Genomic DNA, 17623 nt, shown 5'->3' with positions numbered 1-17623 from the left:
CTATAATGGCCGGGTTCTATAGAGTAAAACGTGCGCCTGGCAAAAATTGGCGCGCTGCTGCCTGCACGCAGGAGGAACGATGACCGATAGTGTGACGGTGCGCCCGAACCAGGGCTGGGACCCACGCATCCTCGTATGCGCCTGCGGTACGCTGGTCGATACGTTTATTGTGCTGACCGAGCGCTACGCCGTGATTGTGGATACGATGATCAATGCTGCCACGGCGGGCGCGCTGCTGGAGATTGCGCGCGAGCACCAGGGCCGCCGCCAGCTGCTGGTCGTCAACACGCACGCCGACTGGGATCACGCCTGGGGCAACCATGTGTTTGCCGGCCCAGATGCCGCCTACCAGGCACCGATCATCGCCAGCCGGCGCTGCGCGGCGCGTTTGCGCCACCGCGATGCGCGCAAGGAGCTGGCAGCCAAACGTGCCGCCGAGCCGGGGCGCTTCGACGATGTGCTGCTCACGCCGCCAACGATCCTGTTCGACGACTCGCTGGCGATTACGGGCGGCGACCTGACGCTGCAGCTGTTCGCCACGCCCGGCCACCAGCCCGACCACATGGCGATCTTTATTCCGCAGATCGCCACGCTGCTGGCTGGCGACGCGGCCGAGCTGCCGTTTCCGTTTGCCGAATCGGCCGCCGCCATGCCGCAGATCAGCGAGTCGCTGGCGCGCATGGCCGCGCTCGACCCGGGCGTGGCGCTGTATTGCCATGCGCCCGTTACGGCCGGTCCCAAGGTGCTGGAACAGAACATTGCCTACTTCACCACGCTTGAGCACCATTGCAGCGCGGCGCTGGCGCAGGGCGTGCCGGCCCGCCCGCCCGCCGACGCGGATGTCGAGGCGCTGGTGGGCTTTCCCTACGCGGCGGCGGTGCCACTCGAACAGGATGCCGAGGCGCTGGCGGGCTTTTACCGCCCCGGCCACCAGGCCGCCATTCGCATGATGCTGCAGCACGTTGCCGGGAGGGCCGAATGAGCAAGTCGCCTGCATCGGTTTCGCCGCTGCGCCGCGCGCTGGCCTACTGGTGGTATGCCTGGGGCCTGAGCTGGTGCTACTGGGGCATTCGCGGCGCAAACCAGTCGTTCTTTCGCTCGGGCATTCGCTCGTTCGACCGGGCGCTGCAGCTGTGGCCCGATTTTGCGCTGGTCTACTACCGGCGCGGCCTGATTCGCGGACGCGAGCTGAGCGATTACACCGCCGCCGTGGCCGACCTGACGCGTGCCAGCGCCCTCGCGCCCGAGTGGGATGCGCCCTACCTGCAGCGCGGCCTGTTCCGGCGCTTTCATGGCGACCAGGCGGCGGCGCTGGCCGATTTGCAGCGCTACCTGGAGCTTGCCCACGACCCGTTCTGGCGCGGCGAGGCCGAACGCCAGATTGCGATGATCCACGCCGAGCAGGGCGGGGATGAGGCGTGACGGCAGTCGGCAGTTGGCAGCCAGCAGTTGGCAGTAACCTGCAACCTGCAACCTGCAAACTTGCAACCTGCAAACCTGCAACCTTCTAACCTGAAACTCTCCGTGCCTCCGTGGTGAAATTCCCGGTCGTCGTCCTAATCGCAAATCGCAAATCGTCAATCGTCAATCACTTGCCCCTACGGGAGCTTCTTGTGCAAACTACGGCAGTGGCGCAGCCGGGCGCCGATACGCTTACCGCCGGCCAGCTTGCGGCGGTGACGCTGGGCCGCCTGGGCCTGAACGTCGCCTACCGGATTGTGTACCCGCTGCAGCCTTTTCTGGCCGGGCAGCTGCATGTCAGTCTGTACGCCGTTAGCGCACTGATCACCGTGCAGGTGCTGGCCTCGGTCGCTGGGCCGCTGGGCGGCGCGCTGGCCGACACGCGCGGCGAGCGCACGATCATGGCGCTGGGCCTGGCCTTGTTTTGCGCGGGCGCGGCGCTGTGCGCACTGGCCGGCTCGTTCGGCGGCTTTCTGGCGGGCTATGCCTTGATCGGGCTGGCGGTGGCGCTGTATCAGCCCTCGGCGCAGGCATACATCAGCGCACGCACCAGCTATGCGCGGCGCGGGCAGGCCTTAGGTGTATTTGAAGTATCGTGGGCGGGCGCGGCGCTGGTGGGCGTGGCCCCGCTGATGCAGCTGGTGCAGTTCACCGGCAGCGCACACTGGGCGTTTGGCGTGATCTTGCTGGCCGGGCTGTGCTCGCTGGCGCTGGTGCGCTTTGGGCTGCCACCCGCGCCACCGCGTGCGCCCGGTGTGGCGCGTCCGGGCCTGGCGTGGGGCGCGCTGCGCGGCGTGAGTGTAGCGGGCATGATGGCGCTGCTCTTTCTGGCCGCGCTGGGCGTCGACCTTGTGTTTGTGGTGCAGGGCGCGTGGGCCAAAAGCAGCCTGGCTGCCACCGAAGGCCAGCTTGGGCAGGTCTTTGCGCTGCTGGGTCTGGCCGAGCTTGGCGGTTCGCTTGGCTCGACGCTGCTGGTCGACCGGGTCGGGAAGAAGCGCGCCGTGCTGGTGGGCTACGCGCTCACCGCCGCGTGCGCCGCGCTGCTGCCGCTGAGCGACGGCAGCTGGCTGCTGTTTCTTCCACTGATCTTCTTATTCGACCTGTGCTACGAATTTGCGATTGTGTCGAGCTTCCCGCTGGCCTCGGGCCTGGCGCCAGCCGCGCGCGGCACCGTGCTGTCGCTCAGCGTGCTCATGACGGGGCTGGGCCGCGCGACGGGCTCGCAGCTTGCCGAGCCGATCTGGCACGGGCTGGGGATTGGCGCAACCGGCCTGCTCAGCGCAGCGGCCACGCTGCTAGGCGTAGGGGTGTGTTGGGCATTCGTGCGCGAGGCGGAATGAGAACCAGAGGGCTAGGGGTAAAACGCCTCGGGTGGCAGCGGCGAAACCTGCCCAACCACCACATGCACCCACTCGCCCTCGCGCCGCACCGACTCGACAGTGCCCTGCACGCGGCGCTCGCCATCCCGCCAGCGCACAATATCGCCTGCGCGAATATCAAACCATTCGGGGCGCATATACGCGCCAGTGCAGTCGATCGCAAAGCCTTCGCGGCTGAGCGTATCGACGGGCAGATCGGTATAACGGCGCCCATAGCCGCGCCGCTCGACGTCCACGGTCAAAAACGCTTGATCCATTCGATTCCAGCAATGCGGGCCGCAACCCAGCTCCCCCACCAGTGCGTGAGTGTCGCGTGATTATACCACGTTCGCAGCGGCGTCCTGCTGCGGTATAATAATCTGCCCGCACAGGGGCACAGCAACAAGGAAAAGCAATGATACCGTATGCCTGGCGTCGCGTGCTGCTCTGGTTTCTGGCTGGGCTGGTAGCAGTCCAGTCGCTGATTATTAGCGTGCTGGTGTTTATCAGCGAATGGCGCAAGCGCCGCGCGCCGCCGCCGGCCTTCCCGCACGAGCGCCGCCAGATCGCCGAGGTCGATGGCAACGACGTGCGCATCTACACCTACGGCCAGGATCTCTACAATGCCATGCTCTCGGCAATCGATAATGCGCGTGAGACGATCTACCTCGAAACGTTTATCTGGAAGGGCGATCCGCTTGGCGAAACCTTCAAGGAGCGGCTGGCGCGCAAGGCCGCCGAGGGCGTGCAGGTCTATGTCATTTTCGATCGGTTCGCGAACATGGTCGTGCCGGCCAGCTTCAAACGCTTCCCCGCTACGATCAATGTGCTCGAATACAGCACGCTCGAACGCCCCTGGTACCTGTTCGACCCACGCCGCTATGCGCGCGACCACCGCAAGCTGCTGATAGTTGACGACGAAATTGCGTTTATTGGCGGCTTCAACATCGGCAAGCTCTACGCAACCGAGTGGCGCGATACGCACCTGCGCCTGCGTGGCGCGGCCGCGCTCGATCTGGCGCACGCGTTTATCGATTTCTGGAACAACAACCGCGAGCATCGCCCGCCCATGCCGCCAATTGGCGAGCGCCCGTGGTCGCCGTGCATTCGCGTGTACCGCAACGACCCGGCGCGCCTGATCTTCCCGATTCGCGGCATGTACCTCGAAGCGATCGAGCGCGCCCAGCACCACATCTACCTCACCAACGCCTACTTCATCCCCGACCGCGTGATCCTCTCGGCGCTGATTGCGGCGGCGCAGCGCGGCGTGGATGTGCGCGTGCTCATCCCCTGGCAATCCAACCACGTCACCGCCGACTGGCTGGCGCGTGGCTACTTCGACGACTGCCTGCGTAACGGCATTCGTATCTTTGGCTTTCAGCACGCCATGATTCACGCAAAAACCGCCACCATCGACGGCAGGTGGTCGACTGTGGGCACCGCCAACCTCGACCGGCTCAGCCTGGCGGGCAACTACGAGATTAATATCGAGCTGCTCGATGAAGAATTTGCCGCCGATATGGAGCACATCTTCTCAATCGATCTGTCGAACGCCTTTGATCTCACGCCCGAACGCTGGAAAAGACGCTCGTGGCTGAGCTGGGCCAGCGAACAGATTCTGCGCCCGCTGCGCCCGCTGCTATGATACTGATTCAGTTCAGGACGCTTGAGTTATTGAGTGTTGCCTGCCCGGCTGCGATAATGGGTGAACCATGCCGATCCGTTCTCGCCGCATCGGAGCACTTCACCATGACACATCTGACTGAACCGCGCCTGGTTCAAACATCGCCTCCACTGGGTTCGGGTGCCAATTACCGCCGCCGCGAACGTGCCGACCAACTTGCAACCGTGCTGCGGATCATCCATCAGATATCGCGAATTCGCGCCCTGGACGCGCTGCTCGAGACACTCGCCGAAGAAATTCATGTGTCGCTTGGCTATGCGTCGGCGCACATTTTTCTCACTGAGGGCAGCAAGCTGGTGCTGCGGGCGGGCGCTTCGATCACTGGCTTCGAGCCACACAGCAAGCACCCGATATCGGGCAGCAGCCCGGCCGCGCTGGCGTGCCAGCAGAGCTGCCTGATCTTCAGCGATACTTTTGCCGAGCAGGCATCCATTTCGACCTACCCCAATGAAGAAGTTGCGTGCGCAAGTATCCCGCTGATCAGCAACCGGCAGGCGATTGGCGCGATCGAGATTTTCATGGACGACCCGGGCCGCTGGCGCAGCGCCGATATCGAGGCGCTGATGGCGCTGGCCAAGCAGTCGGCGATGATCATCGAAACCAGCCAGCGCAACAGCACCGAGTTCGATCAGCTCTATGCCGCGCTCCAATCCCGCGCCGATCAGCTTGCCCTGGTGAATGAAATCTCGACTGCTGTTTCGGCCAACCTCGATCAGCACGCTGCCCTGCAGACGATTGTGACGCAAATGCCCCGCGCCGTGCCCTGCCAGCGCGTCAGCCTGGCCAGCTACGACGCCGAGCGCCAAACCCTGACGCTGCGCGCGCTCTGGTTTATGGGCGCGAAAACCACGGTTGATGTTGGCAGCGAGGTGCGGGTGGAAGAAACCGAAGCGCGCTTTGCGATTGCTTCGGGCTATCTGCACTATGTCAGCGATCTGTCGCTCAGCCCGACTGCCTATAGCTACACGCTACTGAATAACGAGTATCTGCGTTCGCTGGTGCATGTTCCGATTATGTCGGGCGACGAGTGCCTGGGCATGCTCAGCCTGATGCGCAGCGAGCCAAACAGCTTCACCGGCATCGACCTGGCGCTGCTGAACTCGCTTTCGCCACATATTGCCACGGCATTCCGCAATGCCTCGCTGTACGCGCAGGCGCAGCAAGCCTACTCCGAGCTGGCCATGGCCCAGGAGCACACGCTGCAAACCGAGCGCCTGCGGGCGATTGGCGAAATGGCCTCGGGTGTGGCGCACGATTTCAACAATTTGCTGGCAATTATTCTTGGCCACATGGAGCTGATGAAATCCGGCGATCCGGGGCAGTCAGAACGTTCGCGCCGCGCCGTGATTCAGGCGGCGCAGGATGGCGCGCAGACGGTGCGGCGCATTCAGGAGTTTGTGCGCACCAACCCCGAGCAGCACTCGACCTATGTGAACCTTGCCGAGCTTGGCGACGATGTGGTGCAGCTGACGCGCCCGCGCTGGCATAGCGATATGATCGGCAAAGGTGTGGTGATCGACGTGCGCTGCGATTTGCGGGAAGTGCCGGATGTGCTGGGCAACTCCACCGAGCTGCGCGAAGTCGTGACCAACCTCATCCTGAATGCCGTCGACGCCATGCCGCATGGTGGTGCCCTGCTGCTGACATCGGGCGTGGAAGACGGCGTGGTTTGGCTGGACGTTGCCGACACCGGCCACGGCATCCCGCCCGAGGTGCGCGCGCGTATTTTCGAGCCCTTCTATACCACCAAAGCCAATCGCGGCACTGGCCTGGGGCTGGCGGTTTCGCGCAGTATTGCGCTGCGCCACAATGGCGAGCTGACGGTGGAAAGCGAGCCGGGTCGCGGCAGCCGCTTCCGCCTGAGCGTGCCGGCCACCGAGAAACCTCCCGAGGCCGCGCAGGCCGCATCTGTTACTATTGCGCCGCAACCGCTGCGTATTCTGCTGGTGGAAGATGATGCTGGCGTGCGCGACACCATGGCGCAGCTGCTGCGGCTCGACGACCATAGTGTCGATTGTGCTGCCAACGGCCGCAGCGCGCTTGAGCAGTTCGCGCCCGGCAGGTACGATGTCGTCATTTCCGACCTGGGCATGCCCGACATGACCGGCTGGGAAGTTCTTGCCGCCGTTCGCGCGACCGACCCGACTACAACCACCATCCTCGCCAGTGGCTGGGGCGCTCAGATCGACCCGCACGAAGCGCGTGGGCGCGGTGTTGACCATATTGTGCCGAAGCCGATCGATATTGATGCGCTGAACGCCGCGCTGGCAGCTGCTCAGCGTACCCGGTAAACTCGCTCGACCACATCCGGTTAAAACGTCGGCTGCTTTGCGCAGCTGGCGTTTTTTCGTTGGGCGTTGCTATGAACACGCAAAATGTAGAGCGGTAGTATGATGACCAAGGTGTTATGCTGACGCGGCATGGATGAACAAACTGTTAGCCTAAGCAACGCTTGATTCAGGTATCATGCACGGAAATACCAAGAGAAGAGTGGACACGGCCATGCCCCGCCAGGAGAGCACATGAAACGCCTTTTTGCAATTATTATCGCATTGCTATGCCTTAGCGCAGTGCTGGTGGGCGCGCCAGTGAGCGCGGCCAACCCCAATGTCGGGTATGTCGACTTCCCGTTCGGCAGCGCGCCGGGCACCGACCCGACCGCCGATAAGCCGCAGAGCAAGCTGTGGTATAACGACGGCCGCTGGTGGGCGGTGATGTACCATAGCAGCAGCAGCACCTGGCATATCTACAAGCTCAACTGGCCCAGCCAGTGGGCCGATACTGGTACTGTGATCGACAGCCGCCCAACCTCGCGTGCCGACGTGCTGTGGGACGACGCAGCCAAGAAGCTGTATATCGCCTCGCTGGTGCGTTTCGATACAAACAACCAGGGCCAGTTCTCGCGCTACAGCTACAGCTCAGCGTCGCAGACCTATAGCCTCGACAGTGGCTTCCCGGCAGTGATGATGACTGGCAGTGCCGAGACGCTGGCGATGGACCGCGACTCGACCGGGCAGTTCTGGATCACCTTCACGCAGGGCAGCAAAGTATATGTGAACCGCAGCACCGGCAGCGACAACAGCTGGGGTACGCCGTTTGTTGTTCCCGGCCCGACAAGCGCGACTTCCCTGAACAGCGACGACATTTCCTCGCTGGTGGCCTATACTGACAACGACGGCAGTAGCATTGGCGTGCTGTGGAGCAACCACAAAACTCCTTCTTCGATGTACTTCTCGCACCACCGCGACAGCGACGCCGACACAAGCTGGCAATCGATCGAGCAGATCTACACCGCCACCTGCGCCGCTGACGACCATATCAATCTGAAGTCGTTGCAATCTGACGCGAGCGGGGCAATTTACGCCGCTGTGAAGACCTCGTTTGGCGATACTGGCTGTGGCGGCAATAGCAGCTCGCCGCTGCTGCGGCTGGTGGTGCGCAAGCCGAACAACACCTGGGCCTGGGCAACCTTTGCAACGGTTGGGGACGATGAGACGCGCCCGCAGGTGCTGCTCGACACCACCAACCGCAAGGTCTACATGTTTGCCACCTCGCCCACAAGCTGCGGCGTGATCTACATGAAGTCCACCAGTATGGACAATCTGAGCTTCCCAAGCGGCAAAGGCACGCCGTTTGTCAGCAGCAGCACCTACACCTGCTTGAATAATGTGACCAGCACCAAGCAAACGGTGAGTGCAGCGACGGGCTTGGTGGTGATGGCGAGCGACGAGAGCAAATATTACTACATGCATAACACGCTCGACCTGGGCGCGCCGCCAGCCGATACCACGCCGCCGACAGTGACGACTAAATCGCCAGCAGCAAACGCGACCGGCGTGGCGACTGGCACAAGCGTGACGGCAACATTTAGCGAGGCGGTGACGGGTGTGAGCGGTAGCACCTTCACGCTGACACCTGCTGGTGGCGCGGATGTCGCGGCGACGGTGAGCTATAACTCCAGTACAAACACGGCCACATTAGTGCCGAGCGCGGCGCTGAATCCCAATACGACCTATACCGCCTCGCTTGCGCCAGCGATCACCGACGCAGCCGGCAACTCACTGGCAGCCACCAGCTGGAGCTTCACGACGGCTAGCGCGCCGCCGGCCGACACCACGCCACCGACCGTGACGAGTCAATCGCCAGCGGCAAACGCAAGTGGCGTGGCGATGGGCACAAGCGTGACGGCGACCTTTAGCGAGGCGGTGACGGGCGTGAACGGCACGAGCTTCACGCTGAGCGGGCCGGGCGGCGCGATTGCCGCGACGGTGAGCTACAACGCCAGCACGAACGTGGCAACGCTCGCGCCCTCGGCGGCGCTGGCGGCAAATACAACCTACACCGTCAACCTGACCTCGGGCATTGCCGACACGGCCGGCAATCCGCTGGCGGCGACAAGCTGGAGTTTCACGACTGGCAGTGCCGTCAGCAACACACAGATCAAGGCGATGACGTTTGAGAGCGGCAGCCTGACCGACGCAAGCACTGGCGCAGACGCGGTGGTGGGCACGGTGGCGCTGGAAACGAGCACGCCGCTGAGCGGCAGCTATTCCGCAACAATCAACTCGTCGAGCGGGTATCTGCGCGAAGACTTCGCCGGCGTCAACGAGCTGTACGCGTCGTTCTACCTGCGGCTGAATGCCACGCCGACCGCCAGCTCGCGCATTGCACTGATCTCGAACGGCTCGACCAGCGCTGGCAGCGTGTACCTGACGACCAGCCGCACGCTGCAGCTGCGCAACGGCTCGACCACGATCGGTACCAGCACGGCCCTGACGGTTGGCACGCTGTACAAAGTTGGGCTGCATCAGAAGGCCGGCAGCGGCAATGCTGTGGTCGAGGCGTATGTCACGCCCGTGGGCAGCGCGTTCGGCTCGCCGTTCGCAACAAGCGCGACCCAGAGCTTCACCACGCAGGCGACGCGCTTCAGCCTGGGCGCAACTAACAGCAGCGCAACCAACATCACGGTGGACGATATTGCACTCGACGCAACCGGCTTTGGTGGCGGCAGCACGCCGGCCGACACCACGCCACCAACCGTGACGAGTCAATCGCCAGCGGCAAACGCGACCGGCGTGGCGATGGGCACAAGCGTGACGGCGACGTTTAGCGAAGCGGTGACGGGCGTGAACGGCACAAGCTTCACGCTGAGCGGGCCGGGCGGCGCAATAGCCGCGAACGTGAGCTACAACGCCAGCACGAACGTGGCCATGCTCGCGCCTTCGGCGGCGCTGGCGGCAAATACAACCTACACCGTCAACCTGACCTCGGGCATTGCCGACACGGCCGGCAACCCGCTCGGCGCGACCAGCTGGAGCTTCACGACGGCTAGCGCGCCGCCGGCGGATACCACGCCGCCAACCGTGACGAGTCAATCGCCAGCGGCAAACGCGAGTGGCGTGGCGATGGGCACAAGCGTGACGGCGACCTTTAGCGAGGCGGTGACGGGCGTGAACGGCACGAGCTTCACGCTGAGCGGGCCGGGCGGCGCGATTGCCGCGACGGTGAGCTATAACGCCAGCACGAACGTGGCCACGCTCGCGCCTTCGGCGGCGCTGGCGGTAAATACGACCTACACGGCTAACCTAACCTCGGGCATTGCCGATACAGCCGGCAATCCGCTGGCCGCGACAAGCTGGAGCTTCACGACGGCCAGCGCCACCGGCGTAACCCAGATCAAGGCGATGACGTTTGAGAGCGGCAACCTGACCGACGCAAGCACTGGCGCGGATAGCGTGGTGGGCACGGTGGCGCTGGAAACGAGCACGCCACTGAGCGGCAGCTATTCCGCAACAATCAACTCGTCGAGCGGGTATCTGCGCGAAGACTTCGCCGGCGTCAACGAGCTGTATGTGTCGTTCTACCTGCGGCTGAATGCCACGCCGACCGCCAGCTCGCGCATTGCGCTGATCTCGAACGGCTCGACCAGCGCTGGCAGCGTGTACCTGACGACCAGCCGCACGCTGCAGCTGCGCAACGGCTCGACCACGATCGGTACCAGCACGGCCCTGACGGTTGGCACGCTGTACAAAGTTGGGTTGCATCAGAAGGCCGGCAGCGGCAATGCCGTGGTGGAAGCGTATGTCACGCCCGTGGGCGGCGCGTTCGGCTCGCCGTTCGCAACAAGCGCGACCCAGAGCTTCACCACGCAGGCGACACGCTTCAGCCTGGGCGCAACTAACAGCAGCGCAACCAACATCACGGTGGACGACATCAAGCTTGATGCCTCGGCGATGCCATAAACCGCATTCAGCGCAACAAACGCGGCGCGGCCCATTCGGGCCGCGCCGCGTTTCATGAACACAGCGTATACGAACTCCGCTAGCCGCCCACCTCGTGCGCGTGCGTCGCCTGCTCATGCGTTTCTGGTTGCGTCGACTGTGTTGCGTCGGGCGCGTGCTGCTGCGCTGGCTCGGGCCTGGCCGGCTTCTTCACCGGCTCGGCGGTGAGGAGTGTCGTGGCCAGACCCGCGGCAACGCCAAGTGCCGTCAGGCCCACAACAGCGTTCGGTACCTCAATGCCCAGCGCCTCGTCGGCGGAATAGCGCCCGGGGCCGGTGAGGCCAAGCGCAGCGGCGGCAGCAAGATACAGCAGCGGCAGCTCGCCGCCACCCTTGGTATTCCAGATCGGCTTGCCACTGTGCATCTCGGCCCAGGCGGTAATCATTGGGCCAACCGAGGCAATTGGCCCAAGCGGGCTGAGCAAACCAAGCGCCAGCAGCACGCCGCTGCCAAACTCGCTTGCGCCGGCCAGCAGCGCCCACGGCTCACCCGGCTTCAGGTTCATCTTTTCCATCATTTTGCTGGTGCCCTGAACCCCGCCGCCGCCAAATGCGCCAAAGAGCTTCTGCGCGCCGTGGCCGGCCAGCAGCCCGCCGATATTCACGCGCAGCAGCAGCAAGCCCAGGTCGGTGGCCGAACGCCTGTATTTCTTGAACATCGCGCCGTCTCCTTTCTGTCTCTGCCGCCGTTATGGCAAACTATGTGCCGCCGCAATCATTGCATCCTGGCGCAAACTCTGCTACCATAGGCGCTCGCACATCCAAGAGTGCTGTGAGGAGCCCGCCATGACCGAACGCCCGCGCGTGTATGTCACCCGCCGCCTGCCACAGTCGGCGCTGGATCTGCTGGCGCGGCACGCGCGCCTGAGCGTGTGGCCGGGCGAGCAGCCGCCGCCGCGCGTAGTGCTCATGAAAGAGGTCGTTGGCCTCGATGGCCTGCTCACATTCCCTTCGGAACGAGTTGACGCCGCGCTGCTGGCGGCCGCGCCAAATCTGCGCGCAGTAAGCAACTACGCCGCCGATAGCGAGAACATCGACCTGGGGGCGGCCACGCAGCGCGGCGTGCTGGTGACGATCACGCCCGACATTCCCACCGAAACCTGCGCCGATTTTACGTTTGCGCTGATGCTGGCGGCCGCGCGCCGGGTTGGCGAGGGCGTGCAATATCTCAAGGCCGGGCAGTGGCGCAGCTGGGGGCCGGAAGTGTTGCTCGGCCGCGATATCTACGGCGCAACGCTCGGGATTGTTGGTATGGGCCGGATCGGGCAGGCAGTTGCGCGGCGCGCGCATGGCTTTGGAATGCAGATTGTGTATGCCGACCCCGCGCCATGCCCCGCGATCGAGCAGGCCACTGGCGCGGCGCATCTTGCCCTGAACCAGCTGCTTGCGAACAGCGAAATCGTCTCGTTGCACTGCCCGCTCACCGACGACACCTACCAGCTGATCGACCGCGACGCGCTGGCGCTGATGCGGCCCGACGTGCTGCTGATCAACACCGCACACGGCCAGCTTGTCGATAGCCGCGCCCTCGCCGATGCGCTTGGCACGCGCCCCATGCTCGCCGCCCTCGACGTCACCGACCCCTCGCCACTCCCTGCCGAGCACCCACTGCTCAACCTGCCCAACGCCCTGGTCACGCCGCACATGGCCAGCGCCACCGCCCAAACGCGCACGCGCATGGCCATGATCGCCGCGCAAAACCTGCTGGCCGCTTTGCACGACGAGCGCCCGCGCTTCCTGGCGAACCCCGAGCTATGGGGCACGCGCGCGATCACCGTGGGCATTGAATAACAGTTTTCTATCTCTGCAACAATTCATCCAAAAACATCTCCCAAAAATTCTTTTCGCAACGTTTACATGACATACGACCGTATTTAGTACGATGATATGCTATGTCAAACGCCGACCCTGTTGTCCACGAGCAGCAGCATCTGCTCAATTCTCATCGTCGTACCCTCGCGAATCTCCTTGCACAGCTTGCGTTGCAAGGCGGCTATGCCCATGCCTCCGCGTCGACTCTCAACGATATCGATGAACACTGTGCCAATATTCAGCGCATCAAGGCGTGGTTGGTCGGCCTTGGCATTGAAGTCGAGGACGGGCCGAACGATCTTGCCGCCCAGCGCTTGCGCCAGCTGCCTGGCAATGATGGTCCGCGCCGGGGCGACACTCCGCTCGGCACACGTGTAACAATCAGCCGCCTGAACAACAGCATGGGCGTACTGCGCGATCTGATGCGGCAAGTTCCCGAAATTCACGACGCAGCAGTTGAGTTTCGTACAGTTTTCCAGGCCGCCTGCAAGCAAATAGATACACTTCGTTCGTATAAGCTACTCCACGATCAACTGCACGATATTCAGTTTCGTTGCTACGAAAACATTGAACGAGAAATGCAGCACTATCCCGAGCGTGAATATTCTGCTGATAATTTAGCAACATATGCCGATAACCTTGAAGATTGTATTGCCGAATTACACGAAATTATCGCCAATGCTCCAACGCTACGAAATGCACCCGTATGGATAGATTGGCTTGCCGAAGCGCATTCTCAAATTCTTCAGGCGCTTTCTATCGAGAATACACTCTTGCTGCGCCGAGCTACCGACCAAATTCGGCGTGTGTTGAATGTATACCCAACACCGATCAATGCACGCCTGATTAGCACCGTGCAAAGCATGGATCTTGGTACGTTGGTTGATATTATGGAGTATATCTACCGAACGTGCAGCGATGTGGGAGTTAACGCAGAAACTGTAGGACGCTTAGGCGATGGTTTGACTGCGCTCCGCGAACTTCACGCGAAACTTACAAATTTAAGCAGCGATCATGAACAGTGGCAGCCAATTGATAACCTGCTACGCCTGCCGAACGATTCGCTTGATGATATTGTTGCACTTTGGGATAAATTAAAGCTGCAAGCTGGCGAACTCTATGGTTCATCCAAAGAGGATTGGGCCCGCGAGCTACGCGACGACGCCGATAAAATTGATCAGGCAGTCCAACTCCAGGATGCGCGAGTCATAAAGCAGCAGTTTATTAGCTATCGCAGCCGAGCAATGCGGCGTTTTTTCCAGGTCGACAAGCAACTGCGAAAAGTATGTGACAAGCTTGATCACGTCGGCGGCCCGTTTGCCTTCGTTATAGGAGTGCTTGAGTGAGCCAATCAACAGCCACGTCGCTGGATGTCGAGCAGAACGACGGCCCCTATTCGTCGGCAGCTGAGCTGCGTGCTGTTCACGGCGCTTTGCTGCGCCGCGAGCGGCTTGAGCGCGCTTCTGAAGCGTTTCGCGCCGAAGTGCTAACGTTCATTCGGCGCGGCTGCGAAACTGGCAAGTTCATTGATGAAGACAATGAGCGGCGCGCGTGTCAGGGAATGCTCGACTACTGGACGACGGTGCTGTATCGCAGCGCTGATGATGAAATTATTGACTCGACACTTGCTCCCTTCGACCCAACGCTCGCGCCCGAACTGCCCGAGGAGCCACGACCATATGTCGGCCTGAAAGCCTTCGACGAGCAGAATCACGAGCGCTTTTTTGGCCGGCGCGACCGCATCAACGACCTCGTTCATCTGATCCGCAAGGAGCGTTTTCTGGCGGTGGTTGGCCCTTCGGGAAGCGGGAAATCGTCGCTGGTGCTGAGTGGCTTACTGCCGGCCTTACACGCTGGCGCGGTGCTCGGCAGCGAGAACTGGCATTATTTCCCGTCGTTTGTCCCAGGCTCGGCCCCACTCATAAGTCTCGCGCGCGCCGTGCGCCCTGCCGCAGCCAACATTATTGATTGGGAAACGCGCCTCACGCAGGGCATGCTTGCCGACCCTTTATACCTTGCCAAAGTCGTTGGCGCGCTGACGCGCCAGCCCGCGCTGATTGCGATCGATCAGTTCGAGGAACTTTTTACGCTTGGCGCGCGCCAACCCGTGATGGATGCGTTTGCCGCGAATATTCTCAGCCTGGTACGCAGCCCGGGCCTGCGCCACACGGTTGTCGTAACGATGCGCAGTGATTTCGAGCTGAAGATGTCGCTGCTGCCAGGGCTTAAGTCGCTGTTCGAGCGCACGCAGGTGCGCGTAACGCCGATGGGCGCGCCTGAACTGCGCGAGGCGATTGAAGAACCGGCCCGTCAGGTCGGGCTGAAAATTGAACCACGCGTGGTTGATGCGCTAATCAACGATATTTTGGGCTACGACGCGGCCTTGCCATTGCTCCAGTTTACCTTACTGCGCATGTGGGAATTACGTGACCATAACCGCGTGACCTGGGAAATTTATCAGGCTACCGGTGGTGGAAAAGAAGCACTGGAGCGCAGTGCCGAGGCGTTTTATAAAGATTTGTCGCCCGAACTGCAACGCACGATGCAGCGCATTCTGCTGCGCATGGTGCGGCCGCGCGCTGGCCTGGAATTCACCAGCAAGCGCATTCGCCGTGCTCAACTCTACCAGGGTGGTGAAGCAGCGTACCGCATTGATGAAGTTGTGGGCAAAATGCTCAGTGCGCGCCTGCTGCGCCAGACCGACGCCGGCACGCCCGACGAGCAGCTCGAAGTGGCGCACGAGGCGCTGGTGCGCAACTGGCGGCGCCTGGTTGATTGGCTGGAAGAAGAACGCGAGCGCCTGCGCAGCCAGCAGCGCTTATTGACGGCGGCCGAGAGCTGGAAGAACCTTGGTGAAGACCCAACCGCGCTGCTGCGTGGGGCATTGCTCGACGAAGCACTCCGCCTGCCATCCGACGAATTGGGCGACGCGGAGCGCGAATTCTTGCGGGCCAGCCTGCGCGCCCGCTTCGCCGACGAGGCAGCCCAGCGCGCTGCCGAGCAAGCGAAAGAAGAAGCACGCCAGCGTGAAGTTGCCCAGGCGCGGGCTTTGGCAGCCGCCGAGCAGCTGCGCGCTGTGCAGGCCCAGGCGCTTGCCGAAACCGAGCGTGAGCGCGCCGCTGAACAGCAGCGTCGCAGCGAGGCCGAAGCCGAGCGCGCAGCCGAAGCCGAGCGTCGTAGTGAAGCCGAGCGCCTGCGCGCAGCTGAAAAAGAACGCTCGGCACGACGTTTGCGGCGGGCGGCGCTAGCTTTAGCGGCTGTGCTTGCGGTGGCTGTTATTTCGGGTATCTATGCATACTTCAACTATTTAGAGGCTAATCAGCAGCGTGAAGTTGCAGTGGCTGCGCAACAAATAGCCGAAGCGGCACAGGGCACAAGTCGTGCTGATGCAAATACGGCAATCGTAGCCCAAGTTCAGGCACAAGAAGCAAGAAATATAGCTCAAGGAAACGCTAATGCAAAAGCAACCGAGGTTGCAAAAGTAAGCACAGCCCAAGCCCAAGCACAGACTGCGCAACAAGCGGCTGAACTGCAGGCTGCTACTGCCAGAGCTGCGCAGTCTACATCTCAGGCTCGAGCCGATGGAAATGCTACTGAAATTGCGAGACGTTCCACAGCTCAAGCAGAGGCCCTTGCTGCGCAGAATCTTGCCCAAACTCAGGTGGCTGCCTTAGGTTTAGCTCAAGCCGAAGCCGAAGTCGCCCGACAGACAGCGCAAGCTTTACAAGTTCTGGCAGAGGACAAGCGCAACAAGGCTAACGCTTTTGCATTACGCGATCGAGCATTATTAGAAAGCGACCGCGCCCGCCGTCTGCAGCTTATGATTGCTGCGCTGAGCTTAAGCGCTGATACTGCGCTTACCGAAGATTTCCATACAGCACTGCAACTCAATCACTTGCCGGTTCGAACGGATACGCGACGTGTACGTATGGCGTGGAGCCCCGATGGCAATCGTATTGCAATTGCCAGTGGAACTGAGATCGAGCTTTGGAATGCGCCGCAGGGTGTAGCTGGCTTGCGCAATAAGCAGGCGCTTCAGGCACAGGAGAGCGTTGTAACTAGTATCGCGTGGAGTCCCGATGACGCGCAATTTGCCGTCGGTTATGCCGACGGTACTATTAGCCTCTGGGATGCAACAAATGGCCAAGTAACTACGACACTATCAGGCCATTCACGCGAGGTTACGGGCTTAGCTTGGCGGCCTGATAGCAAGCGATTGTTCTCCTCTAGTGTTGATGGAAGGCTATTGCGATGGAATTTAATCGACGGCAGTGTAAATCCAATCATCGCTAAATTTTCTGAGCGCTTGAGTTGGGCGGCCTGGAGTCCTGACGCAACACAGATTGTCACTAACGCAGGAAGTACGCTCTATATTCGTGACGGGGTCACTGGTGCAGTTATTAAAGAACTGGATGGCCATACAGGTATTATTAATACCTCTGCTTGGAGCGCTGATGGCGCGCGTATCCTTAGCGCCAGCGACGATGGCACCGCACGGATTTGGGATGTGGCGAGTGGCGTAGCGTCGCAAACGTTCCAGGTTGGCAGCCCTGTCAATAGCGCATACTGGAGCCCCGATGGTCAGCGCATCGCGACAGCGAGCGTAGATTCGTCGGTGCGCATCTGGTCCGCTACTAACGCATCTGCACTGATTCTAACATTGCCAAGTACGGCTGATGTGCCCATCAGCGCTGCGTTGTGGAATCCCGATGGCTGGCGTTTAGCAGTTGCTCTAATCGATGGCACCGTGCGTGACTTCTGGCCGCAGAATAGTGCTATTAGCACAGACCAGATGTTGAATATCGGTGAGCAATTGCTCGCCGCGCAGGTAGTGCCAACGCTTGCGCCAAATCAGATCGATACACTGCTGCAAAGTGCTCCCACCGCTGTACCTGCAGCTACGATTACACTCACGCCATTGCCAACATCGCCGCCAACGCTCACGCCCACGCGCACACCAACATCCTTGCCGACGTCAGTTTTTCAGTGATAGGGAAATTATTTGCCCCCACGGCACACCTATGCTAG

Annotated in this window: 11 protein-coding genes; 9 read left to right on the top strand and 2 right to left on the bottom strand. The window is 61.8% G+C overall.

The window, feature by feature from the left end; all coding sequences use genetic code 11:
* The first annotated feature begins 79 nt into the window (after window positions 1-79).
* The 3 genes from M1P90_RS11685 to M1P90_RS11675 all read left to right on the top strand — a co-directional run bounded on the left by M1P90_RS11685 (window position 80) and on the right by M1P90_RS11675 (window position 2801).
* The gene (locus tag M1P90_RS11685) at window positions 80-982 is read left to right on the top strand and encodes an MBL fold metallo-hydrolase (RefSeq protein WP_483702822.1); all 903 of its coding nucleotides are present in this window, start codon (window positions 80-82) and stop codon (window positions 980-982) included.
* A complete protein-coding gene (locus M1P90_RS11680; protein ID WP_483702821.1) occupies window positions 979-1422 on the top strand; it encodes a tetratricopeptide repeat protein in 444 nt (147 codons plus the stop codon). Before M1P90_RS11685 ends, M1P90_RS11680 begins: the two co-directional genes overlap by 4 nt.
* 191 nt (window positions 1423-1613) lie before the next feature.
* Window positions 1614-2801, top strand: coding sequence for an MFS transporter (locus M1P90_RS11675; protein ID WP_483702820.1), 1188 nt, complete (start codon window positions 1614-1616; stop codon window positions 2799-2801).
* 11 nt (window positions 2802-2812) lie between these two features.
* Here the strand turns inward: M1P90_RS11675 and M1P90_RS11670 are convergent, their stop codons facing one another.
* Entirely contained in the window at window positions 2813-3097 is a 285-nt protein-coding gene (locus tag M1P90_RS11670) for a hypothetical protein (RefSeq protein WP_483702819.1), read from the bottom strand.
* A 137-nt stretch (window positions 3098-3234) separates the two neighbouring features.
* Between M1P90_RS11670 and M1P90_RS11665 the strand changes: the two genes are divergently transcribed.
* From M1P90_RS11665 to M1P90_RS11655, 3 genes are all read left to right on the top strand, one after another.
* Window positions 3235-4464: a phospholipase D-like domain-containing protein gene (locus M1P90_RS11665; RefSeq protein ID WP_483702817.1), complete on the top strand. Its 1230-nt coding sequence runs from the start codon at window positions 3235-3237 to the stop codon at window positions 4462-4464.
* Window positions 4465-4568: 104 nt separating this feature from the next.
* Window positions 4569-6794 (top strand): GAF domain-containing sensor histidine kinase, encoded by a 2226-nt coding sequence (locus M1P90_RS11660; RefSeq protein ID WP_483702816.1) that lies wholly within the window; start codon window positions 4569-4571, stop codon window positions 6792-6794.
* A gap of 231 nt (window positions 6795-7025) precedes the next feature.
* On the top strand, window positions 7026-10745 hold the full coding sequence (locus tag M1P90_RS11655; RefSeq protein WP_483702815.1) for an Ig-like domain-containing protein: 3720 nt from the start codon (window positions 7026-7028) through the stop codon (window positions 10743-10745).
* A 79-nt stretch (window positions 10746-10824) separates the two neighbouring features.
* Here the strand turns inward: M1P90_RS11655 and M1P90_RS11650 are convergent, their stop codons facing one another.
* Window positions 10825-11442 (bottom strand): DoxX family protein, encoded by a 618-nt coding sequence (locus tag M1P90_RS11650; RefSeq protein WP_483702814.1) that lies wholly within the window; start codon window positions 11440-11442, stop codon window positions 10825-10827.
* A gap of 127 nt (window positions 11443-11569) precedes the next feature.
* Between M1P90_RS11650 and M1P90_RS11645 the strand changes: the two genes are divergently transcribed.
* From M1P90_RS11645 to M1P90_RS11635, 3 genes are all read left to right on the top strand, one after another.
* Window positions 11570-12574 (top strand): 2-hydroxyacid dehydrogenase, encoded by a 1005-nt coding sequence (locus M1P90_RS11645; RefSeq protein ID WP_483702813.1) that lies wholly within the window; start codon window positions 11570-11572, stop codon window positions 12572-12574.
* Window positions 12575-12675: 101 nt separating this feature from the next.
* Window positions 12676-13941 carry a hypothetical protein gene (locus tag M1P90_RS11640; protein WP_483702812.1) on the top strand — a complete coding sequence of 422 codons (1266 nt, stop codon included), beginning with the start codon at window positions 12676-12678 and terminating at the stop codon, window positions 13939-13941.
* Window positions 13938-17585: an nSTAND1 domain-containing NTPase gene (locus tag M1P90_RS11635; RefSeq protein WP_483702811.1), complete on the top strand. Its 3648-nt coding sequence runs from the start codon at window positions 13938-13940 to the stop codon at window positions 17583-17585. Before M1P90_RS11640 ends, M1P90_RS11635 begins: the two co-directional genes overlap by 4 nt.
* Window positions 17586-17623: the final 38 nt, after the last annotated feature.

The sequence above is a fragment of the Kouleothrix sp. 19917 genome, assembly GCF_057073505.1.
This window is presented reverse-complemented; position numbering and strand designations above follow the sequence as displayed.

Bases quoted from the DNA above. Each gene is read 5' to 3' on its own strand.
- M1P90_RS11665 (WP_483702817.1), top strand. From the start codon at position 3,235: ATGATACCGTATGCCTGGCGTCGCGTGCTGCTCTGGTTTCTGGCTGGG.
- M1P90_RS11670 (WP_483702819.1), bottom strand. From the start codon at position 3,097: ATGGATCAAGCGTTTTTGACCGTGGACGTCGAGCGGCGCGGCTATGGG.
- M1P90_RS11640 (WP_483702812.1), top strand. From the start codon at position 12,676: ATGTCAAACGCCGACCCTGTTGTCCACGAGCAGCAGCATCTGCTCAAT.
- M1P90_RS11655 (WP_483702815.1), top strand. From the start codon at position 7,026: ATGAAACGCCTTTTTGCAATTATTATCGCATTGCTATGCCTTAGCGCA.
- M1P90_RS11685 (WP_483702822.1), top strand. From the start codon at position 80: ATGACCGATAGTGTGACGGTGCGCCCGAACCAGGGCTGGGACCCACGC.
- M1P90_RS11680 (WP_483702821.1), top strand. From the start codon at position 979: ATGAGCAAGTCGCCTGCATCGGTTTCGCCGCTGCGCCGCGCGCTGGCC.
- M1P90_RS11650 (WP_483702814.1), bottom strand. From the start codon at position 11,442: ATGTTCAAGAAATACAGGCGTTCGGCCACCGACCTGGGCTTGCTGCTG.
- M1P90_RS11660 (WP_483702816.1), top strand. From the start codon at position 4,569: ATGACACATCTGACTGAACCGCGCCTGGTTCAAACATCGCCTCCACTG.
- M1P90_RS11645 (WP_483702813.1), top strand. From the start codon at position 11,570: ATGACCGAACGCCCGCGCGTGTATGTCACCCGCCGCCTGCCACAGTCG.